General features: G+C 62.7%; 22 protein-coding genes and 1 pseudogene. 6 read left to right on the top strand and 17 right to left on the bottom strand.

Translation table 11 applies throughout. From position 1 onward, the window contains the following. Window positions 1-16 precede the first annotated feature (16 nt). The 5 genes and pseudogenes from VITFI_RS16170 to VITFI_RS18955 all read right to left on the bottom strand — a co-directional run. A complete protein-coding gene (locus tag VITFI_RS16170) occupies window positions 17-1,660 on the bottom strand; it encodes an OFA family MFS transporter (protein WP_089417870.1) in 1,644 nt (547 codons plus the stop codon). Window positions 1,661-1,728: 68 nt separating this feature from the next. Further along, a complete protein-coding gene (locus VITFI_RS16165) occupies window positions 1,729-2,244 on the bottom strand; it encodes an Lcl C-terminal domain-containing protein (protein WP_089417869.1) in 516 nt (171 codons plus the stop codon). Between the two features lie 32 nt (window positions 2,245-2,276). Further along, the gene (locus VITFI_RS16160; protein ID WP_157725730.1) at window positions 2,277-2,918 is read right to left on the bottom strand and encodes an Lcl C-terminal domain-containing protein; all 642 of its coding nucleotides are present in this window, start codon (window positions 2,916-2,918) and stop codon (window positions 2,277-2,279) included. Between the two features lie 198 nt (window positions 2,919-3,116). Beyond that, window positions 3,117-4,685, bottom strand: coding sequence for a response regulator (locus VITFI_RS18545; protein ID WP_269768756.1), 1,569 nt, complete (start codon window positions 4,683-4,685; stop codon window positions 3,117-3,119). Window positions 4,686-4,856: 171 nt separating this feature from the next. Next, window positions 4,857-5,360: pseudogene (locus VITFI_RS18955) on the bottom strand (LapD/MoxY N-terminal periplasmic domain-containing protein); the annotation flags it as partial. On the opposite strand from VITFI_RS18955, the gene VITFI_RS18540 reads away from it, so the two are divergent. Then, complete coding sequence (locus VITFI_RS18540) at window positions 5,275-5,493, top strand: hypothetical protein (protein WP_232476638.1); 219 nt, start codon at window positions 5,275-5,277, stop codon at window positions 5,491-5,493. The pseudogene VITFI_RS18955 and the gene VITFI_RS18540 sit on opposite strands and share 86 nt — an antisense overlap. On the opposite strand, the gene VITFI_RS16150 is transcribed toward VITFI_RS18540, so the two are convergent. Together VITFI_RS16150 and VITFI_RS16145 are read right to left on the bottom strand one after the other, a co-directional pair. Then, window positions 5,486-6,331: a phosphate/phosphite/phosphonate ABC transporter substrate-binding protein gene (locus VITFI_RS16150; protein WP_089417866.1), complete on the bottom strand. Its 846-nt coding sequence runs from the start codon at window positions 6,329-6,331 to the stop codon at window positions 5,486-5,488. The two genes, VITFI_RS18540 and VITFI_RS16150, sit on opposite strands and share 8 nt — an antisense overlap. A gap of 125 nt (window positions 6,332-6,456) precedes the next feature. Further along, a complete protein-coding gene (locus VITFI_RS16145; protein ID WP_089417865.1) occupies window positions 6,457-7,374 on the bottom strand; it encodes a helix-turn-helix domain-containing protein in 918 nt (305 codons plus the stop codon). Window positions 7,375-7,516: 142 nt separating this feature from the next. On the opposite strand from VITFI_RS16145, the gene VITFI_RS16140 reads away from it, so the two are divergent. From VITFI_RS16140 to VITFI_RS16130, 3 genes are read left to right on the top strand one after another with little or no spacing between them, the layout of a single operon-like run. After that, on the top strand, window positions 7,517-8,692 hold the full coding sequence (locus VITFI_RS16140; RefSeq protein ID WP_089417864.1) for a cytochrome P450: 1,176 nt from the start codon (window positions 7,517-7,519) through the stop codon (window positions 8,690-8,692). Between the two features lie 35 nt (window positions 8,693-8,727). Next, entirely contained in the window at window positions 8,728-9,051 is a 324-nt protein-coding gene (locus tag VITFI_RS16135) for a 2Fe-2S iron-sulfur cluster-binding protein (RefSeq protein ID WP_089417863.1), read from the top strand. Continuing rightward, the gene (locus VITFI_RS16130) at window positions 9,048-10,340 is read left to right on the top strand and encodes an NAD(P)/FAD-dependent oxidoreductase (RefSeq protein WP_089417862.1); all 1,293 of its coding nucleotides are present in this window, start codon (window positions 9,048-9,050) and stop codon (window positions 10,338-10,340) included. The genes VITFI_RS16135 and VITFI_RS16130 overlap by 4 nt, the downstream gene beginning before the upstream one ends. Window positions 10,341-10,361: 21 nt before the next feature. Here the strand turns inward: VITFI_RS16130 and VITFI_RS16125 are convergent, their stop codons facing one another. From VITFI_RS16125 to ligK, 10 genes are all read right to left on the bottom strand, one after another. After that, entirely contained in the window at window positions 10,362-11,945 is a 1,584-nt protein-coding gene (locus tag VITFI_RS16125) for an ATP-binding protein (RefSeq protein WP_089417861.1), read from the bottom strand. A 34-nt stretch (window positions 11,946-11,979) separates the two neighbouring features. Next, complete coding sequence (locus tag VITFI_RS16120) at window positions 11,980-12,912, bottom strand: diacylglycerol kinase catalytic domain-containing protein (protein ID WP_089417860.1); 933 nt, start codon at window positions 12,910-12,912, stop codon at window positions 11,980-11,982. Continuing rightward, window positions 12,899-13,960, bottom strand: coding sequence for an SPFH domain-containing protein (locus tag VITFI_RS16115; protein WP_089417859.1), 1,062 nt, complete (start codon window positions 13,958-13,960; stop codon window positions 12,899-12,901). Before VITFI_RS16115 ends, VITFI_RS16120 begins: the two co-directional genes overlap by 14 nt. Window positions 13,961-13,981: 21 nt before the next feature. Further along, complete coding sequence (locus tag VITFI_RS16110) at window positions 13,982-15,193, bottom strand: hypothetical protein (RefSeq protein WP_089417858.1); 1,212 nt, start codon at window positions 15,191-15,193, stop codon at window positions 13,982-13,984. A 43-nt stretch (window positions 15,194-15,236) separates the two neighbouring features. Continuing rightward, complete coding sequence (locus tag VITFI_RS16105; RefSeq protein WP_089417857.1) at window positions 15,237-16,223, bottom strand: aldo/keto reductase; 987 nt, start codon at window positions 16,221-16,223, stop codon at window positions 15,237-15,239. 109 nt (window positions 16,224-16,332) lie between these two features. Continuing rightward, entirely contained in the window at window positions 16,333-17,286 is a 954-nt protein-coding gene (locus VITFI_RS16100; RefSeq protein WP_089417856.1) for a Gfo/Idh/MocA family oxidoreductase, read from the bottom strand. A gap of 14 nt (window positions 17,287-17,300) precedes the next feature. After that, window positions 17,301-18,170: a class III extradiol dioxygenase subunit beta gene (locus VITFI_RS16095; protein WP_089417855.1), complete on the bottom strand. Its 870-nt coding sequence runs from the start codon at window positions 18,168-18,170 to the stop codon at window positions 17,301-17,303. Next, window positions 18,170-18,559, bottom strand: coding sequence for a protocatechuate 4,5-dioxygenase subunit alpha (gene ligA / locus VITFI_RS16090; protein WP_089417854.1), 390 nt, complete (start codon window positions 18,557-18,559; stop codon window positions 18,170-18,172). The genes VITFI_RS16095 and ligA overlap by 1 nt, the downstream gene beginning before the upstream one ends. Before the next feature lie 3 nt (window positions 18,560-18,562). Next, complete coding sequence (locus tag VITFI_RS16085; RefSeq protein WP_089417853.1) at window positions 18,563-19,495, bottom strand: amidohydrolase family protein; 933 nt, start codon at window positions 19,493-19,495, stop codon at window positions 18,563-18,565. A 17-nt stretch (window positions 19,496-19,512) separates the two neighbouring features. Continuing rightward, the gene (ligK, locus tag VITFI_RS16080) at window positions 19,513-20,196 is read right to left on the bottom strand and encodes a 4-carboxy-4-hydroxy-2-oxoadipate aldolase/oxaloacetate decarboxylase (protein ID WP_089417852.1); all 684 of its coding nucleotides are present in this window, start codon (window positions 20,194-20,196) and stop codon (window positions 19,513-19,515) included. Between the two features lie 186 nt (window positions 20,197-20,382). Between ligK and VITFI_RS16075 the strand changes: the two genes are divergently transcribed. Next, the gene (locus VITFI_RS16075; protein WP_157725729.1) at window positions 20,383-21,201 is read left to right on the top strand and encodes a formylglycine-generating enzyme family protein; all 819 of its coding nucleotides are present in this window, start codon (window positions 20,383-20,385) and stop codon (window positions 21,199-21,201) included. A 109-nt stretch (window positions 21,202-21,310) separates the two neighbouring features. Beyond that, a complete protein-coding gene (locus VITFI_RS16070) occupies window positions 21,311-21,541 on the top strand; it encodes a hypothetical protein (protein WP_089417850.1) in 231 nt (76 codons plus the stop codon). Window positions 21,542-21,550 lie beyond the last annotated feature (9 nt).

The following is a 21,550-nucleotide window of genomic DNA, read 5'->3' as shown; positions in this document are numbered from 1 at the left end:
CCATGCGCCCCGAAAGTCAGCTCAAGAACTTGCTCACGCTCAGGCCGGTGCGGTACATCCCCCAGGCCAGCGGCAGGCCCACAGCGGCCCAAGCCAACACCACCCAAACCAGCGGGGTGGGGCGAGCGATGGGGGCCAGGCTGTGGGACTCGGTGGCCTGAATGCGATCATGGGCCAGGCGTTTTTCTCGGGCCAGCTCCAAGTCGTTCATGAAGTGTCGGTCGGCCACCGGGCGCACCAGCAGGTTGCAAATCAGCCCCACCCCCAGCATGCCCACCAAGATGAACATCGTCTGGTTGTAGACCTGCTCGCGGGGCAGGCCCAAGTTCAACTGATAGTCCCGCATGTAGTTCACCACCACCGGGCCGAGGATGCCAGCAGTGGCCCAGGCCGTTAGCAACCGGCCATGGATGGCGCCCACCATTTGGGTGCCGAACAGATCGGCCAAATAGGCGGGCACGGTGGCAAAACCGCCCCCGTACATGCTGAGGATGATGCAAAACGCGCCCACAAACAGCAACTGGCTGCCCGCGCCTGCCGAAGCCGGAATGCTGGCGTACAGCAACCCACCCAGCACGAAAAACACCGCATAGGTGCGCTGGCGCCCGAGTCGATCCGACAGGCTGGCCCAAAAGAAGCGTCCGCCGATGTTGAACAAACTCAGCAGCGCGGTGAACCCAGCGGCCACGCTGGCGATGGCGGCCAACTGAGTTTTGTCGAGTTCCCCATACTTGGCGGGCACACCGATGAGGGCGCCGCCGAACACTTCTTGCAGCATCGGGCTGGCCATGCCAAGCACACCGATGCCGGCGGAGACGTTCATGCACAACACCATCCACACCAGCCAAAACTGGGGGATGCGCCACACCTTGCTGGCATGGACGTGCCGGCGCGTGATCATGGCCGATGCCGCAGCGCGGGTCGTGGGCGTTGGGGCGATGCCGTGGGGTGTCCAACCCGCTGGTGGGATGCGGTAGGCCAAGGCCCCGCCCATCATGAAAACGAAGTACAGCGCGGCCATGACCACGAACGTCGGGGCCACACCGACATCGGTCGGGGTGGCGAAGTGCTGCATCAGCTCGGTGGCCAGCGGTGAGCCGATCATGGCGCCGCCCCCGAAGCCCATGATGGCCATGCCGGTGGCCATGCCACGCCGATCGGGGAACCACTTGATGAGGGTGGAGACCGGGGAGATGTAACCCAGCCCCAGCCCGATGCCGCCGATCACCCCCGAGCCCAGCAGCATGAGCCAGAACTGGTGCCAGTGGATGCCCAGGGCCGACAGCAGCATCCCACCGCACCAGCACAGCGCACTGACCACGCCCGCGTGGCGAGGCCCTGCGCGTTCCAGCCAACCGCCCCAAAGCGCAGCCGAGCTGCCCAGCAGGACGAAGAACAGGGTGTACATCCACCCCAGGGTGGAGACCTTCCAGTCGCAGGTGGTGATGAACAGTTCTTGGAGGAAGCCCACTTCGGGGCCGCAGCGTAGGGGTTCTTGGATGCCCAGCGCTTTGGACAGCGGCAGCCAGAACACCGAAAACCCGTAAGCCATGCCGATGCACAGGTGGATGGCCAGGGCGGCTGGGGGCACCAGCCAGCGGTTGAAGCCCGGAGCGGCGATGGTGCGCTCCTTGGCGAGGAAAGTGGTGGGGGATGTCATCGGGTGACCCTGTTGGTTCAGCGAGGGCGGCAGTGTGCCTGCTGGGATGGGTCACCCGTGAGGGCTGATCAGTTGGCGTCTCTGACCAAGCGAACGGCGTAGGTAACAGTGCTGGGATTCATCCCGACGTAGCCACGCTGAAAGTCCACGAACCACCCACCCACCATGGCGCTGGAATGCTGGGGCGTGGACGACCAAAAAATGACCTGGGCTCCGGACGAAGGAAATGCTGTGGTGTTGATCAGGGCAGCGCTCTTGTTCCGAATCACCAAGGAAGACAGCTCTTTGACGTTGGGCAGTCGCCAAGCCACCCCGGTGGAGGTTGCCACGGATTTGGCATGTTCCAGGGCGTTTCTGAAACTGAAGCTTGTGGGTGTGTCGGTACAAGTCGTGCCGCTCCAAAGTTGACCTTCGGCGCAGCGGCGCCAGATCAGGCCGGTTTCGGTATCGGTGATTTCGTCACCCGCTGCGTTCGGGACGAAACGATCTCCAGCCGCGTGTCCCGCAGAGTGGCCGATCAACGTCAAGGAGCCCAGAAATGCCAAAGCCAGAAATTTGGCACGCAACAAAAAGTGAATGTTCATGATGTCAGACTGTGAATAAGAAAAACTGAAAGTCAACGGGCGTTGCGAACCAACCGCACATGGCCGCTTGATGAGTAAGAAACAGCTCCTTTGTTGACTGTCCAGTTGGATTGGGCGCTTTTCTCATCGGCCGTCATGTAGGAGTTAAAATAATAAGTAAAACTCTCAGGGAACCAGGTTTGCTCTGGTTCAAACTGCAAATTGGGGTTGAGCCAATAATCAGCGTATTGGTAATTGACGATGCTTTGCAGTTCCATGACGGTGGGCAGGCGCCAATCGCCAGCGCCGCACATGCTGCGTCGATTGACTGTTGCCACAAAGCCGGCTGCGGTGGGGTAAAAACCGCCCGGTTTTTTCGCGTAAATCGCAGTAATCGTTCGCAACCCAGTCGGGCGTTTGATTTCCCACACCAACCCCGTGACACGGTCTTCGGTGCAGCCCCAAGCGGTCGCAGCCGTGCCGAACTTGGGGTCGGCTGGGCAACTGCCGGTGCCAGCGGCCTCACCGTTGTTGCAAATTTTGCGGTAGGAAAAACCTAGGCGGCCATCGCTGTTTTTTTTGTGGGTGACGTCCCGGCCAAATTCACCGTCCTGCCCCGTATCGGTGCAGTCCTGAACAAAGTAACCAGCGTCAAAATCAACACAGGCGCGCATGCCCGTGTCATTCAGCGGCATTTTGGCGTGTGCAGCGGGGCTGGCTGCCAATCCTGCCAAGGCGGCGCAAGCGGCCCAGTAAATTTTGGATTGCATGATGTGTGCAGTTGGTTAAGGGGTGAGGGCACGTTAGGCCACCCCTGACCACCCGTCAAGCCATCGGTTGACACACAAATGTTTTTTTGTGTAAGTGGTGTGGCCCCATGGAGGCCACCCTGCTCACACGTGCAACCAACGCGCCAGCGTGGCCAGCAACGCGTCGGGATTCACCGGTTTAGCCACATGATCCACCATACCCGCTGCCAAACAAGCTTTGCGATCTTCGTAGAAAGCATTGGCTGTCATGGCCAAGATTGGAATATGGTTGTATCCTGGAAGTTGTTTGATGGCGCTGGTGGCTTCAAACCCATCCATGTGGGGCATGTGAATGTCCATGAGAATGAGGTCGTAAGTTGTGTGCGTGGCTTTTTCGACGGCTTCTTGATCGTCCGCAGCCACATCCACCACCAGGCCCGCATTGTTCAAAATAGCCAAGGCAATTTCTTGGTTGACCAGGTTATCTTCCGCCAAAAGCACACGCCGGCCAGCCAAGTGGGCATGGTCTGCCGGCGCCGGCAAGGCCGAATCCAAGGCGCTGCGCTGCCCAGATACCACCGTTTGAATCGCTTCATGCAGTGTGGACGGCGTGATGGGTTTTTCCAATGTCACCCCAATACCCGCTTCCTGCAAAATATCGGTAGGAAATTCGCGGCCATAAGCGGTTGCCAATATCAGAATCGGCAGGGGGCGTTGCGCCATGGCTTGAATTCGGTTGGCCGTTTCAAGGCCATCCATCCCCGGCATTCTCCAATCCAAAATCACCAAATCAAAAGGTTGCGCCTGAGTTTCCTGTGCTTGTATCCAGGCCAACGCTTCAGGGCCGCTGGCACAACTGCTGACACTGTGGCGCAACATGGCCAGCATCTCGCACAGGCTTTCGCGGGCTTCCTCTAAATCGTCCACCACCAGCACCTTCAGCGGGGTGCGGAGAAGGGGGCTTCCCAGGTCGGATGCGGGTGTGTCATGCGCAGGCATGGCCGGCTGGAACGGAATTTCGACCCAAAAAGTGCTGCCTTGGCCGACTTGGCTGTCCAGCCCAACACGGCCAGACATCAACTCCGTCAGCCGCTTGGAAATACTCAGGCCCAAGCCTGTGCCACCATAATGGCGGGTGGTAGAAACGTCGGCCTGCTCAAAAGGCGTGAAGATACGTGCTTGCTGCTCTGGCGTTAACCCAATGCCCGTATCGGACACTTCAAATCGAATCCAAATGGCACCGTCGCCGTTGGCCGGAAGCCGCTTGGCCCGCAGGCTAATGTGGCCCGAAGCTGTGAATTTGACCGCATTGCTGGCGAAGTTCAGCAAAATTTGGCCCAGATGCAACCGGTCGCCGTGAACAATCAGTGGCAATGCAGGGTCAATGCGGGTGATGATTTCCAACTCTTTGGCGCTGGCTCGGTCATCAATCAGGAACTGCACGCTGCGGAATAAACCCTCGATGTCAAAATTCAGCGCTTCCAGGGTCAGGTTGCCTGATTCAATTTTGGAGAAATCCAAAATATCATTGATCACACTGAGTAAATGTTGGGCGGCATGGTCAATTTTGTCCAGGCGATCCACATGCCGAGACCCGGCCAATTCTCTGCGCATCAAATAAACCAAACCGATGATGGCGTTCATCGGCGTGCGAATCTCGTGGGACATGTTGGCCAAGAAGGCACTCTTTGCCCGGTTGGCGGCCTCAGCCACTTCTTTGGCAAAATTCAGCTCGCCAGTTCGCTGTGCAACCAGTTGTTCAAGATGGTGGCGGTGTTGCTCCAATTCAGCCGCTTGGCGCCGCTGTTGGGCATCGGAGGTCGCCAAAGCATCCACCATTTGGTTAAATGATGCGATGACCACGCGCAATTCAGGGCTGCCTCCCACGGAGATGTGGGCGTCCCAGTGCCCAGCCCCTAACCGTTCCGCACCTTTTTGCAGGTGAGCCAAAGGTGCCAAGCTGTTGTTCAGAACCCACCAGATGCCCATGAAATCCAACGCAATGGCCAACAATAAAATGCCCAAATGCCCCTGTAAATTGCGCCATGCGCGTTCCGCCAGGGGCATGGCCGTCATTTCGATGCGCAGTTGGCCATAAACTCGGCCACCGATCGTGACAGGGGTTTGGCCTGTCATATTGGTGAGGCCAATCGTGCGTAAAAACCAAGCAGGTACGGTTGAGGACGCAAAAACGTCGGTGCTGGCGATTCGGGTGCCACTGGGTTCGGTGAATTCGATCCGAGCCACCAAGGGGCGGCCCACATACCGATCGAGCACCTGTTGCAAGGTGGCAAAGTCCCCAATGACCACCGTTTCTGAAATGGTGGGTGGCAGGGTTTCCAACTCCTTGGCCAGTTCGGTGCGCAAGTCCAATTGCAGCTCTCGCACTTCGTTCCGGCTGACGATGATCACCATGGCCAATCCCGCCAACAGCAAGGCGCCGCAGGCGGTCAGAAGCAAACGGCCAATGAATGGCAGCCGAGCCCAAAATGTCTTCAGAACCTGCATGGCGTTTACTTGATGTCCTTGACCAAGGTCGTCCGGTAAAAATCGGTGTAATTTCGATAATCGCTGGGGCTGGCCGCATTGAAGCCAAACGGCGGTTGCTGGCCGATGACGCGGGCGGTTGTTTCTAAAACGGTGCGCCCATCGGCGTCTTGTTCCATGCCATCGATGGCCGAGCGCACAGCCTCCACCACCGGTTTGGGCACCCGGGGATGGGCAGCAATGGGCAGGTTGTGATAGGGCGGAGATTCCCAGATCACCCGGTACTGGAGATTTTCCCGGGCGGCAAAGGCTTGCATCACCTGACTGTTCACACCGGCAGCCAAAATCCGCCCTGCCTTGAGCTGCGCCATGATGCCCTCTTGGTTACCGCCAAAAAACGGGGCGACGTGAACGCCATCGCGCAGCAAAGCGTCCATGGGAACCGCGTAGCCAAGAAACGCGGCTTGCGAGGGAAAGCCAACGGCTTGGCCTTGCAGGTCTTTGAGCTGCTTCACCGGGGCACTGGCCAGGGTCACGATCTGCCCTGAGATGGCGTCTTCACGCGGTTTGAGGATGACTTGGTAGTTCGTCCCAGCCATGCGAGGCAGAAAAATGGTGTTCGAGTACACAAAGTCGTACTCACCGCGCTCGGTGGCGTCGTTGGATTCGGGGGCGGTGCGAGCGAGCTTGAGCTGCAAATCGATGCCGGTTTTACGCTTAACGTAGTCGAGGATCGGATTCCAGTACTGCGCGGTGAGCACAGCGCTGCGTTGCGAGAGCACGCCAAACGTGAAAGTTTCCGCGTGGGCCGGGGTGAGCCAGCACAGGCTCAACAGGGCGACGATCGAGGCTGGAGGGAGGTGGAACCGCATGGCTGTGAGGTGGAGTGCAAAACAAAGTGGCCATCTTGCCTGTGCGATCGCGTATCGGTGCGATGAGTCTCAAACGCTGGCGGCCTTTGCGGGCATTCTGCTCACGGGTTCCCTAGTTTTTTCACTCAACGGGTTTGCATGTGGCTGCGGTAAGCCCGGGGCGAGAACCCCGTGTGCCGTTTGAAAAACCGGCAAAAGTACGCCGGATCCTCAAATCCCAGCTCAAACGCCAGGTGGGACACCGGCGCGGCCACATGCACCAACCGGCGGCAGGCTTCGCGTGCCAGGCGGGCGTGCAGCACGGCTTGGGCGGTCAGGTCGGTTTCGGCCTTGACCATGCGGTTGAGCCGCTCCTCAGACAACCCCAGCCGCTCCGCATAGCGTGACACCGGCCAGTGATCGCGGTAATGCGCCTCCACCAGCACCACCCAGCGCGTGTACAGCGCCCGCTGGCCACCACTGGGCCGGGGGCCATTGAGGGGCGCACGGTGCGCCCACTGTGCCAGCAGCCACACCACCGAACGCGCCAACCACAGCGGCACGGGAGGTGCGGCGTGGGCTGGGTGTGGGTCGCGGTCGGCGGCGGCACTTTCGTGCATGAGTGCTGTCAGTAAGCGGCTCAGGCGCTCGGCGTCGTCGCCTTCCGGGGCGAGTAGACGCGGCGCGGCGAACAGGGTTTGCAGAGCGTCGCCGGCGCCCACGGCCTCGCCTTCGGTGAGCGCGGCGGCGCTCAGGGTGAGGACGTGGCCGTCCGTCGTCGGGTCAAAGCGAAAGGCGTGGACGACGCCCGGTGGAATCACCACCGCCATCGGCCCGGCGCAGTCGGTGCGGGATTCGTCCAAGAATACCTCGCCCGGCCCGCTGGCCAGCCACACGATTTGGTGCAAACCCCGATGGACGTGGGCCTCGATTTCCCATGCGTGCCGGCTGCTGCGCGATTGGATCGATTCCACATGCAGCACAGGGCGTTGCACGGCGGAGGCTTCCCCATACAGGCTGAAGGTGGGCAGTTCGGGGGCGGGAGGGGAACGGCGGCTCGGCATGGGTGCGAGCATGCGGCAGGTTACGGCAAAAGTGCAAGTTATCTGGGGCGTTTGTCTACTGCGAGTTGGGTGGGGGATGTCCAGAATTCGCTCCCACTTGGCTGCCAGCCCCAGCCCGCTTTGATACCGAGGAGACATCGCCATGTTCAGCTTCGACCCCTACAGCCCGGCGGTGGACGCCGATCCGTTTCCCTACTACCAGCGCCTACGGGATGAATTCCCCTGCTTCTGGAGCCCCGAGGCGCAGATGTGGGTGTTGTCGCGTTACAGCGACATCGTCACCGCGCTGAACGATTGGCAAACCTACTCCAGCGCCAGCGGCAACTTGATGACCGAACTGCCCGGTCGTGCTGGGGCGACGTTGGGTTCGTCCGACCCGCCGCGCCATGACCGCCTGCGCGCCTTGGTGCAACACGCCTTCATGAAGCGCAACCTGCTGGCGCTGGAAACGCCGATCCGCGAGGTGGCCCGCGACGTGTTCGGCACCTTGAAGGGCGTGAGCGAGTTCGATTTCAAGGAAGTTTCGTCCAAGTTCACCGTCAAAGTGTTGATGGCCGCGCTGGGCCTGCCCATGGGCGACGAAGCCCTGGTGCCCGAACAAGAGGTGCGTGACAACGCCGTGCTCATGGTGCAAAGCGATGCTCGCACCCGCACCAAAGGCCCGGAGCACATCGCCGCCTACAACTGGATGCAAGATTACGCCGCCAAGGTGATCGCCCTGCGCCGGGCCGAGCCGCGTGACGATCTCATCAGCCACTTCGCCCAAGCCGAAATCGATGGCGACAAACTCGACGAGCGCGAGGTGCTGCTGACCACCACCACACTCATCATGGCGGGCGTCGAATCGATGGGCGGTTTCATGATGATGTTCGCCCACAACCTGGCGACGTTTGCCGATGCGCGCCGCGCCGTGGTGGCCAACCCGGCGCTGTTGCCGGACGCCATCGAAGAAAGCCTGCGTTTCAACACTTCGGCGCAACGCTTCCGCCGCCGCTTGATGAAGGACGTGAGCTTGCACGGCCAAACCATGAAACAAGGCGATTTCGTCTGCCTGGCCTACGGTTCTGGCAACCGCGACGAGCGCCAGTTCCCCAACCCCGAGGTGTACGACATCACCCGCAAGCCACGTGGCCATCTGGGCTTTGGCGGCGGCGTCCACGCTTGCTTGGGCACGGCGATTGCGCGCATGGCGGTGAAGATCGCCTTCGAAGAATTCCACCGCGTGGTGCCGGACTACCGCCGCGTCGCCGACCAGCTCGCTTGGATGCCGTCGTCCACCTTCCGCAGCCCGCTGGTGCTGCTGCTCAAGGCGCAATAAGCTGGCCGGCCCCACATCGATTTTTGGAGACTTTCATGCCGACCCTGACCTATGTTGAAGCCAACGGCACCCGCACCGAGGTGGACGTGCCCGAAGGCTGGAACCTGATGCAAGCCGCCACCGCCAACGGCGTGGACGGCATCCTGGGCGAGTGCGGTGGCTCGTGCGCCTGCGCCACCTGCCACTGCTATGTGGACGACATGCTGGCCGCCCTGCTGCCCCCTCCGAGCGACGGCGAGCTGGACATGCTGGCCCACGTCGCCGCCGAGCGTCGCCCGAACAGCCGCCTGGCCTGCCAGTTGAAAGCCACCGCCGCCATGGCCGGTGCCGTCCTCACCCTGCCTGAGACCCAGGAATGAACGCCGCCGCCTCCCCGTTGCAGGCCGAGGGCGCGGCGGTGGTGATCGTCGGGGCCGGGCAAGCGGGCGTGCAAGCCGCTGAAAGCCTGCGCGCCGGCGGTTTTGCCGGCCCGATCACCTTGCTGGGTGATGAGCCGCATGGGCCGTACCACCGACCGCCGCTGTCCAAAGCGTGGCTGGCCGGGGAGGTCGAGGCCGCGCAGTTGGTGATGCGGGCGCCGGCGATGCTGGCGAAAAAGCACATCACGCTGCGCACCGGGGTGCGCGTGCAAGCCATCGACCGGGTGGCGGGTGAGGTCGTGCTGGCGCCTGCTGAAGCGGGCGGGTCGGCGGAACGGTTGCCCTACGCTGGCCTGGTGCTGGCCACGGGCGCGACGCCGCGCCGCTTGCCGGCGTCGGCGGTGCCGGGGGCGGATGCACCCAACGTCCTGCCCCTGCGCACCCGCGCCGATGCGGACGCTCTGGCCGCTGGTTTGGCGCGTTGTGTCGAAACCGGCTTGCCTCTGGTGGTGATCGGCGGCGGTTTCATTGGCCTGGAAGTGGCGGCGACGGCGCGCAAAAAAGGCGTGGCCGTCACGGTGCTGGAAGCGGCGCCGCGTTTGCTGGGGCGGGTGTTGGCGCCGGTGCTGTCCGATTGGTATGCCGAGTTGCACCGCGCCCACGGCGTGACACTGGTGTTGAACGCCCAGCTTCAACGCTTGGACGTGGGCGACGACGGCACCGCCCAAGCCGCCGTGCTGGCCGATGGCACCCGATTGCCGTGCGGGCTGGTGGTGCTGGGCGTGGGCGTCAGCGCCAACGATGGGCTGGCGCGTGAAGCGGGGTTGGCGGTGGATCGCGGCATCGTGGTGGATGCGTGCGGGCGCACCGCCGATCCGCGCATCGTGGCGGCGGGCGATTGCACGGTGCGACAACTGGCCGATGGTTCGCTGCTGCGGCTCGAATCGGTGCAAAACGCCACCGAGCAAGGCAAGTCGGCGGCGGCGGCGCTGCTGGGGCAGGATCGACCGTTCACCGCCGTGCCCTGGTTCTGGTCGGATCAGTACGACAAGAAGTTGCAGATGGCCGGCCTGTCCGGTGGTGCCGACGCTTGGGCGGTGCGGGGCGATGTGGCCAGCGGCAGCGGCTTTTCGGTGTGGCACTTCCGTGCCGGGCGGCTGCTGGCGGTGGATGCGGTGAACGCCTCGAAGGAGCACCTGCTCAGCCGCAAGTTGCTGGAAGCGGGGGTGTCCCCCACGCCGGAACAGGTGGCCGATGGGGGGGTCGATTTGGCGGGTTTGTTGGCTTAAAGCATCCGCGCACGCATCGAGTCAACCCAGCGGCAAGACATCCAGCGCCACCACATTGCGCGCCACGCGGCTGAACTCCACACCAATCAAATACATCGGTTCACCGCGCGCTTGGTATTTCTCGGCGTAACCCCGGTCTTGCAATTGCGCCAAGGCCTTGCCTTCGGGCACAAGCTCCACCACTTTGAACTCGAACAGCCACACCACACCGCTGAACAACACCGCCATGTCGATGCGGCCATGGTTGGTGGCGTCTTCGAGGCGAACTTCCAAACCCGACGCGGCAAAGTAGCTGTAAAACACGCTGGCGTAGTAACCCTCAAACTCGGCCAGTTTGTTTTTGCGGTACCAATCATGTGGGATGCTGGCAAACAGTGCATGAAACAGCGCCCGCAGGCCTGCCACATCGCGCGCGCGCAGCAGTTTGAGCAGTTGCAGCCGCGTGGTCAGCGCCTGCCGCGACGGGACACCATAACCTTTGAGCAAAGCGCCATTCAAACTGGTTTCGACCTCGCGGTTCGGATAACCCAAGGTGTAGACCCACTGTGCGCGTGAAATCTCCTCACGCCCGTGCAACGTCAGGTAGCCGGTTTGGAAGAGCAGCGCTTCGGGTGGAATGTCATCGACATCGAAGGACGCAATGAGCTGCTCCAGGGCCATCACCTGGCTTAAATCCGGGGTGAAGAACTGACGCTCGGCCAAGAGGTTCACCAAAAACGTGGGTGTACCGGTTTCAAACCAATAAGGCTGAAACTCCCGCTTATCAAACAACAGCAACACGTCAAACGGGTTGTAGACGCCTTCGCCCAACCAGTTGTAACCGTTGTACCAACGCCGGATTTCTTCCCGATCCAAACCCGGGAGTTCCGGTGCGAAGACCGTATCGACGTCTTCATCGGTGTAACCACAAATGGCGCTAAAACGCGCATCCAGCGTGATGTCTTTCAGGTGATTCAAGCCTGAAAACAAACTGACCTTGCTGAACTTGGAGACACCCGTGAGAAAGACGAATTTCAGATGCGCGTCGCTGTCTTTCAAGACGCTGTAGAGGTTTTTTAAGGCTTCGCGCATTTCGGTGGCGCGGGGGCTGTCGGTGATGTTGTCGAGAATGGGTTTATCGTATTCATCGACCAGCACCACCACGCGCTCGCCACGGTTTAAATGCGCTTGGCGAATCAAGGCGGTCAAGTCGCCGGCCACATCGTCGGGTGCCAATTCAGCCGGGCGCGGCAACTGCAAATCTTCGCGGTGGATGCGCAAAATCTCCCGCACGCGCTGCGTCAATTCTTCCAAGCGATGCACCACCCCACCGCCAAAACTGATGCGAATCACCGGATACCGCCGCGTCCAATCCCAATGTTCGTCGGCATACAGGCCGGTGAACAGGGCGCGATGGCCTTCGAACAACTCTTTGAAGGTGTCCAGCAGCAAACTTTTGCCGAAGCGGCGGGGGCGGCTGAGAAAGTAGCAGTTGCCCTGCTCGATGAGTTGCAGCGCGTACGCGGTTTTATCCACGTAGTAATGCTCGTCCCCCTCGCGCAGCTTGGCAAAAGTCTGGATGCCAATGGGCAGCTTGCGGCGGGGCAGGGGCGATGGGAGGCTCATGCCGTCATTTTGCGGCAGGGGCTGGGGTCTGTGCCTAAACCACCAACTGCCCTTGCCGATCACACACCCCAATCACCGCTTCCATGCCGGCGGTGAAGCGCAGGTGGTCGGCCTCCATCCCATCCGAAAAAATCACCCCTTGCTCGGGCATGCGCGAGCGCAGTCGCAGCGGCTGCCCCGTCGGGACGTGGCCAAACACCAGCTCGGCGCGTGAGCTGCGGCTGGGGAAGGGCTCACGCACGGCGAAGGTCAGGCGCGGGCTGTCCCACGGGTCAGGTTGATAGTCGGTGGCGGGGGCATCTGGGCGCAGCGCTTGCGCCACCCCCAGCGAGCCCGTGACGATGCTGCGCAACCACGCCGACGCCCCCAAGCCCGTGGCCACAATCAAGCCGGAGGAGGACTGCGTTTCACGCCGCCCCTGCCATTCGATGTCGTACAACGCCGAACTGTGCGTGCGCGGGCCGATGAACAAATCGTTCACCGCGCGCAAGACCTGCCCATCTGAAAGCCGCGCCTCGGCCATCGTCACCGCTCGCAGTGGGCGTTTGCGGCGCGCCACGTCGCCCAGCAGCGCCGCCAGATCGGCGGGCTGAAAGGGCAGCAGCACGCCGTCCCAGCGTGCCGGTTCGGGGTTGAGGCCGATCAGCGGCTGGCCGTTCAAATACTTCAGCGTGTTGGCCACCAAACCATCTTGGCCGAGGGCGACGACGATGTCGTCCGGGGCGAAGACGAAGTTCGGCAAAAATCCCCGGTCGAGGAGCTGGTAACGCCCCCAACGCTCTAGGCATTGCACCGTGGTGTGCAGCGCCTGGGTGTAAGCGGCGTTTTCCGCCAAGTAGTCGGCGAAATCGGCGCCGAGGTGCTCGATGTAAAAGCGGGCCTGCGCCAACGTGTGGTGGCGGCTGATCAGCTCATCCAAGCGCGTGCGGCGCGTGACGAGCACCACCTTGCGCTCAGCGGCGTTCACGCGGGCTCCGGGTTGGGGCGGGGTCGTCGCTGGCGCTGGGCGCGGCCATCAAACTTTGCAGCAAATCCGGCGACAGGTTGAGTTGGCCGATGCGTTCGGCCTTTTCCGCAATGCCGCCGAACGCCTGGGCAATGAGCTGGCCCGGTTGCATGCCGGACGCGGCCAGCGCCTGCACCAAACGCGGGTCGGCTTGGCTGAGGGCCTGCATCACGGTGGCGACGCGGTAGGCCTCGGCTTCGGCCAAGGTGCGGGCGTTGTCCGCCTGACCGCTGACGAAACTCTTGCGCTGCGTTTCCAGTTCGATGTCCGAGGTCATTTGCTCGGCGCGCAGCTCGTTTTCTTTGCGCATCAGGGCGGCTTTGGCCTCCATTTGCGTGTCGCGGATTTGGCGCTTTTTGCGTTCCACGGCAATGTCCGTGTCCAGCTCGTTTTGGCGGATGGCGCGTTCGTTTTCCACCGCCGACATGCGCCGGGCGTATACCGCATCGTCCGCCGCCTTGAGGTTGGATTCACGCGCTTCGGCTTCGAGCGCCCGGGCGATGTCCGGCGTCGGCTTCACCGCCAGGATGGACACGCCCAGAATTTCCAGCCCCAGCGCGGTGATTTCGGCTTGCGCGGCCAGCTCGCTTTGCGCCTGGCGGGCGATGTGTGCCGAGGCGCGCAGCGCTTGTTTCAGCTCCAAAGCTTGCACGGCCTGCTGCACGATCACCTCGACTTGCATGGCCACGCGCTCACCCAGGCGCTGCGGGTCATCCGAGGTGTAACTCACACCGTCGCGGGCAAGGGAAAAATCCATCAGCGCGGCGGTGCGTTGCGGATCGCGGATGCGGTACGTCACCTGGCCTTGCACGGTGACGCTCTGAAAATCCGCCGTCACCAATTCCAGCATGAAGGGCCGATCTTGGCTGGCCACGGGCACGGCGACCAGCGTGGTGGTCGGCGCGTAATAGAAGAACGATTGCCCGACGCCTTCGCGTACCACTTGGCCGCGTCGGAATTGCATCAGGTGAACGGTGGGGCGGGATTTGATGAAACGCAGGCCAAACATGGGAGTCTCCTTCCGACACGATCATGCGCCCCTTTCGCTGCGTTGTCGCCGCCAGAGCACCAGCAGCAACCCCGCCGCCAACATCCACGAGAACGCCGGGGCCACGTTCAGCCACGGCACCACACCGGGGTGCTGAAAACCTTGGCCAGCGGCCATCGTCATGCGGGCCATCGCGGCCAGGGCCAGCAGCGCGAAGCAGCCACCGCTGGCCAGCCCTTCGTAGCCGGTGCGTCCGGCATTGGTGGCAGCGCTGCTGGCACTGAGCAGCACGCAGGCCCACGCGGCGCCCGCCAGCACTTGGCAGGCGATGAGGGCGGGCAGGGTGTCGCTGGCGGCGCCGGCAGCGGAGGCCCAAGCGGCCACCGTGCAGCCCACCGCCATGGTGCCCACGCCGCCCAGGCGTTGACTGAGTCGGCTGGCCGGCCACAGCGCCAAGTTGAACCCGACCCAAAACAGCGGCAACAGTGTTTCCAAAGTCGCTGAGGGGTTGAGCTGCAAAAACTGCGGGGCGGCATTCACCGGGAAGTGGATTTGGAATCCGAGCGCGGCCAGGGCGACAGCGCCTAGAAACAGTCCCCAGCCGGGCAAACCCACGATCCTCGGACGCGCAGCCCAGAGCGGCACAGGGGCGCTGGATGGGGTTGGCGCAGGCGACGATTCGGTGTGCCCCAACTGCCGTTCGGCCCAAATCAGCGCGCTGGCGGCCAGCATCAAGGCCACGGCGGGCAGGGCAAACGCCAGGTCGGGGGACAGCTCACGCACCCGTGGCTGCAAATACGGCGCCAAAGCGCCCGCCACACCCAAGCCGAACAGCCACAGCCCCGTGGGCCACGCCAACTGTTGGGCGCTCACGTGGCGCCCAAGCAGCGCCATCACTGGGGCGCGCAGGGCGGAGGAGGTGGCCGTCCACACCAGTGTCAGCACGAGAAACAGCGTCGGGGCTTGTGAGCGAGCGGCCCAAGGCAGCAACAAAAACGCCAGGGCGGACAGCCCCATCATCGCCATGAGCCAGGGGCCGAAACGCCGCAGTTGGCGCCGCAGCCGATCCGCCGCCACGCCGCACACCAAGTCGGACAGGGCGAACACCCATTGGTCGAGGATGAGCAGCCACGGCACCCAATCGGCCAGCATCCCGGCTTGCTGCACCAAACCGGGCAGCCAAACCACGTACACCACCCAGCCGATGGCCCACAGCCCTTGCACCAGGGCCAACACGATGCCGAACGCAGTCATGACGCTCCTTTTCCGAGAGCGCCCGCCCGCGTGTGGGTGTGGGTCAGAACTCCTCGGTGTCGATCTCGGTTTGTGTGGCGCTGTTATAGCGCGTGCCCACGACGGTGTGCGCGTTCACAGCGGTTTCTAGGTGCTGCATCTGCGCCACGCTCAAATGCAGATCGAGGGCGTGCATGTTTTCTTCGAGGTGCGCCAAACTCGTCGTGCCGGGGATCGGGAGGATGTGCTCGCCGCGTTGCAGCAACCACGCCAGCGCCACTTGGGCGATGGTGCCACCGACCTCATCCGCCACCGTCCGCACCGCAGGCAAGAGCTGGCGGTTGGCAGCGTAGTGGCTGGGCGTGAAACGCGGCATGGCGCGGCGGATGTCCTTCGGATCGAAGTTCGCCACGTCGAGCACGCGGTCGGTGAGGAAGCCGCGTGCCACGGGGCTGAAGGCGACGAAGGCGGTGCCCAGTTCGCGGCAAGCGTCCAACACGGCGATTTCCGGGTTGCGCGTCCAGAGGGAATACTCGGTTTGCAGGGCGGCAATCGGATGCACGGCATGGGCGCGGCGCAGCGTCGCGGCGGACACTTCGCTCAAACCAATCGCCCGAATTTTGCCGGCCTGCACCAGCTCGGCCAGGGCACCGACCGAGTCTTCGATGGGCACGGTTTTGTCCCAGCGATGCAGGTAGTACAGGTCGATGACCTCGGTTTGGAGGCGCTTTAAGGCGGCATCGCAGGTGGCCTTCAGGGTGGCGGGCCGACCGTCGATGACACGCTGGCCGTTCACGCCCGTCATGCCGCATTTGCTGGCGAGAACGAAGCGGTCGCGGTGCGCGGTCAGCACCTCGCCCACCAGGGTTTCATTGGCGCCGAAGCCGTAGAGGGCAGCGGTGTCGAACAGCGTCACGCCCAAGTCGAGGGCACGCTCCAGCAGGGCTTTGGCGTCGGGGAACGCGGGGGGCTGGCCGTAGGCGTGGCTCAGGTTCATGCAACCCAGGCCGATGGGGGCGACTTGGAAGGGGCCGATTTTGCGAAATGACATGTTTGCCCTCACCCCAACCCCTCTCCCACAGGGAGAGGGGCTTTGGTTGTGTGATGCACGCGTTTTACTTTCCTTTCCCTCTCCCCCTGGGAGAGGGCCAGGGTGAGGGCTACCCGAGCTGCTGCTCCAACTGATGCAACACCTGATAACACGGCAACACGCTGGCCACGCTGCTGTTGGGCTGGCGGCCTTCTTTGATCGCTGCGAAGAACTCCCGGTCTTGCAGCTCAATGCCGTTCATCGACACATCGACCTGGGACACGTCGATCTTCTCCTCCTTGCCGTTGAACAAATCGTCGTAGCGGGCGATGTAGGTGCCGGTGTCGCCGATGTAGCGGAAGAAGGTGCCCAGCGGGCCATCGTTGTTGAAGGACAGCGACAGCGTGCAAATCGCCCCGTTGGCGGCCTGCAATTGGATGCTCATGTCCATCGCAATGCCCAGCGTCGGGTGGATCGGGCCTTGGATGGCGTTGGCCTTCACGATCGGGCTGCCGCACTGGTAAGCGAACAAATCCACCGTGTGCGCAGCGTGGTGCCACAGCAGGTGATCTGTCCACGAACGCGGCTGGCCCAGGGCGTTCATGTTGGTGCGGCGGAAGAAGTAGGTTTGCACATCCATTTGCTGGATGTTGAACTCGCCCGCTTCGATCTTCTTGTGAACCCACTGGTGGCTGGGGTTGAAACGGCGGGTGTGGCCGCACATCGCCACCCGGCCCGTTTCGTTGGCCACGCGCACCACTTCTTCACCTTCGGCCAAGATGTCGCACAGCGGAATCTCCACCTGCACATGCTTGCCTGCCTTCAGGCAAGCCAAGGCTTGGTCGGCGTGCATTTGCGTCGGCGTGCAGAGAATCACGGCATCGACTTCGGGCAGCGCCAGCGCATCCTCCAACTCGGTGCTGACGTGGCCAATGCCGTACTTGGCCGCCACTTCCCGCGTTTTGTCCAGATCGCGGCTGATCAACGAAACGACTTCCACGCCGTCGATGTTTCGGATGCCGTCCAGGTGCTTGATGCCAAAAGCACCCGCGCCCGCCAGGGCCACTTTGATGGTCTTGCTCATGAGAGGGGTCTCGCTCAAACGTTGTTTTCGAGGATCAGGTGGCCCACCGCTGTGTTGCTGGCAGGCACGTGATAGAAGCGGTGTTTGACCGTCGGCGCCGGGCCACCGTTCACATCGGCCATCGCGCCTCGGGCAATGAGCCACATCACCAGCTCAATGCCTTCCGAGCCGGCTTCGCGCACGTAGTCGATGTGCGGGGTTTGGCTGCACGCTTGCGGGTCGGCAATCATTTGATCGAGCCAAGCGTTGTCCCACTCGCGGTTGATGAGGCCAGCGCGGGCGCCTTGCAACTGGTGGCTCATGCCGCCCGTGCCCCAGATTTGCACGTTCAAATTTTCGTCGAAGGATTCCACCGCCTTGCGAATCGCCTGGCCCAATTGGAAACACCGCCGGCCCGACGGCACCGGGTACTGCACCACGTTCACCGCAAACGGAATCACCTTGAACGGCCACGCCTCGGTGGCCGGGTTTTTCTGGCCGCACATCAGCGACAGTGGCACCGTCAGGCCGTGATCCACCGTCATCTTGTTGACGATGGTGAGATCGAAGTCATCCTGAATCACGCTTTGGGTGATGTGCGCCGCCAATTCGGGGTGACCTTGCACCACCGGCACCGGACGCGGCCCCCAGCCCTCATCCGCTGGTTCAAATTGCGCCGCGCAGCCGATGGCGAACGTCGGGATCAGTTCCAAGCTGAAGGCAGTGGCGTGGTCGTTGTAGACCAGAAACACCACGTCGGGCTGGTTCTCTTGCAGCCATTGTTTGGAAAAGTCGTACCCCGCGAACACCGGTTGCCAGTACGGCTCGGCGGTCTTGCCCAGGTCGAGCGCCGCCCCGATGGCCGGCACGTGCGAGGTGTAAACAGAAGCGGTGATCTTGGCCATCAGTTGCGTTCTCCGCTGAATCGGTTGCCTTCGATGGAACGGCCCCCGTTGATCATCATCTGGGCGTATTGCTCTTGCGTCATGCCCGTCATGCTGGCGGCCATGTACTGGAAGCTCTTGCCGTCGGTGGCGCCGATCTTGGCCAAGAAGTAAATGTTGCCGCCGGTGCGCATGCACCAGTTGAGGTCGCGGGCCAGCACGGCTTGTTTTTGCTCCTCGGTCATCGGCCATTCGTCCAGGTAGGCGCGCTCGTTGGCCTTGAAGCGTTCCCGGTTCTCGGCTTTCATCAAGCTCATGCAAAACTGGTTCAGCCAGTAACCTTTGCGGCTCTGCTCGGCATCAAAAATGATCGTGCCGGGGATGTCTTGATAGGGTTTTTCGAGGGCCATGGTTCAAACCTCCTCGGGCCAGTAGAGGCGCATCGGGTTGTCCACCAGCAGCTTGCGTTGCAGCTCGGGCGTGGGGGCGATGTGCGGGATGAAATCCACCAACAGGCCGTCATCCGGCATGTGGTCTTTCAGATTCGGGTGCGGCCAATCGGTGCCCCACAGCACACGATCCGGGAATTCTTCGACCACGCGGCGCGCAAACGGCACCACATCCCGGTAGGCGGCAGGTTCGCCGTCGAGGGCTTTGGGGCCGGTGACGGACAGGCGTTCCGGGCAACTCACCTTGCTCCACACGTTCGGGTGCTGGCGCATGAACTGGAGGAACAACGCGAACTCGGGGCCGTCAACTGGCTGGCTCACATCCGGGCGGCCCATGTGATCGACGACCACCGTGGTCGGCAGGGCGGTGAAAAAGTCCCACAGCTCGGGCAGATCCACGGCTTCGAAGTAAATCACCACATGCCAGCCGAGTTTGGCGATGCGTCCGGCGATCTCCATCAGCTCCTCTTTGGGCGTGAAGTCCACCAACCGTTTGACGAAGTTGAAGCGCACGCCGCGCACGCCCGCGTCGTGCAGCTCCTGCAACTGCGCATCGGTGATGCTGCGGCGCACCGTGGCCACGCCACGCGCTTGGTTGCCGCTGGCCCGGCAGGCGTCCACCATCGCCCGGTTGTCCGCGCCGTGGCAGGTGGCCTGCACGATGACGTTGCGCGCAAACCCCAGGTGATCGCGCAGCGCGAACAGCTCGGCCTTGCTGGCGTCGCAAGGCGTGTACTTGCGTTCCGGCGCGTAAGGGAATTCAGCCCCAGGGCCGAAGACGTGGCAATGCGCGTCCACCGCCCCGGCAGGCAGTTGGAAGCGGGGTTGGCTGGGGCCGGTGTACCAGTCCAGCCAGCCAGCGGTTTTGGTGAAGTCACCCGACGTGGTTTTGCTCATGGCGGTGCGCTCCCAGCTCAGTCGATGTACTTCAGGCCGGCGGCGGCCAGAGGTTCGCGCATCTTGTACATGTCCAGCCCCAGGATGCCCGAGGCCAGCTTGGCGCGTTTTTCGCCCTCGAAGCTTTCGCGCTTGGCGGCGGCTTCCAGCGTTTGCGCAGCACGAGCGGCGGGCACGCAGACCACGCCATCGTCATCGGCGACGATCACGTCACCCGGCGTCACCCACATGCCGGCGCACACCACGGGGATGTTCACCGAGCCCAGCGTCGCCTTGATCGTGCCCTTGGACGAGATGCACTTGCTCCACACCGGGAAGTTCATCTCTTGCAGGGTTTTCACGTCGCGCACGCCGGCATCGATGATGAGGGCGCGAGCGCCACGGGCTTGGAAGCTGGTGGCCAGCAAGTCGCCGAAGTAGCCATCGGTGCAATCGGCGGTGACAGCGGCCACGACGATGTCCCCCGGTTGAATCTGCTCAGCGGCGACGTGCATCATCCAGTTGTCCCCCGGCTGCAACAGCACGGTGACGGCGGTGCCCGACACCTGGGCACCGGGGAAAATCGGGCGCATGTAGGGCTTCAGCAGGCCAACGCGGCCCATGGCCTCATGAACGGTGGCCGAACCGAGACGGGCCAAGCCGTCGGCCGCTGTGCGGTCTGCGCGGGAGATGTTGCGGTAAACGACACCGAGTTCGTACATGGTCAGAATCCTTCGCGGGCACAGGCTGAAATGCAGTGCGGCGGATTCTGGACAGAGGCTGCCATGCCGGCTAGGTTGATGTTTGTCTAGCAGCTATCGTGGGGCGGCATGGAAGCCCTCTTGACCTCTTAGCCTCTTAAAATGCGAACAATTCGCATTTTCGCCGTAGGCAGGAGAAACGTCACCGTGATCCACACCCCGACCCTCTCTCTGGTCACCCGTCAAGCGTGGGTGCTCATCGTTTTGCTGGTGGGGCTGAGCGGCCCGTCGGCGGCGCAATGGCGCAACACGCTGGGCATTCGCTTGACCGACATTCCCGCAGGCCGCTTCATCATGGGCAACTCGGGCCCAGAGGTTGAAACCAGCGAAACCCCAGCGCATCAGGTCGAAGTGCCGGCCTTTCAGATGGGCACCACCGAGGTGACGTTGGGGCAATTCAAGCGGTTCATCCACGCCACCCAGCGCCACGATCTGCTCACCGATGCGTTTCACCAAGACAACCGCTTCGGCGACCACGCCCCCGTGGTGCAAGTGAGCTGGGACGATGCCCAAGCCTTCATCGCTTGGCTGAATCGGGTCGATGGCGGCGGCTGGCGTTTGCCGAGTGAAGCCGAATGGGAATACGCCTGCCGGGCAGGCCAATCCCACCTGCACTGCGGCAGCGACAACGTGCGCGAGATCGCCTGGTTCGACGGCAACAGCGGCGGACACCAACACCCCGTCGGCACCCGCGCCCCCAACGCCTGGGGTTTGCACGACATGAGCGGCAACGTCTGGGAATGGGTCGAGGACTGCTGGCACCGCGACTACACCGATGCTCCCACCAACGGCAGCGCTTGGACGCAAAGCTGCGACGAAGACTGGCGCGGCCTGCGGGGCGGCTCTTGGTATTTCGCTTCCTGGTACACACGCGCCGCGATCCGTTTCATCAGCGGCACGCCCACGCTGCGCAACTACTTTGTGGGTTTTCGCTTGGCGCGCAGCCTGCCGCCCACTTCGCGCTGACGCACCGAACGGCCTTCACACGCGCAGGGACTGGACAAGATGCTGAAATTGAGAATAATTCTCATTTATTAAGATGTTTCTCTGTCGATGACCCCCAGGAGTCCGTGCCATGTCCACCCTTCCGCCTGTTGTGATCGTGCCGCTGGCGCAGTTGTCCCTGCTGACCGGGGCATTGCAGCACTTGGCTCGACAGCTCGACGCCGGTTGCACGCAGGCCGCCCAACGCGCCGAGCTGCTGCTGGAACGCATCGAACAGGAGCAGGTGCTGCCGGGCGAGCTGATTCAAGCCTGCCAAGCCCTGCGCGAAGCCATCCCGGCGCTGCGCCCACTCGAACGCTGATGGTGGAGG

Source organism: Vitreoscilla filiformis, from assembly GCF_002222655.1.
GTDB classification, from domain to species: Bacteria; Pseudomonadota; Gammaproteobacteria; order Burkholderiales; family Burkholderiaceae_C; genus Ideonella; species Ideonella filiformis.
This window is presented reverse-complemented; position numbering and strand designations above follow the sequence as displayed.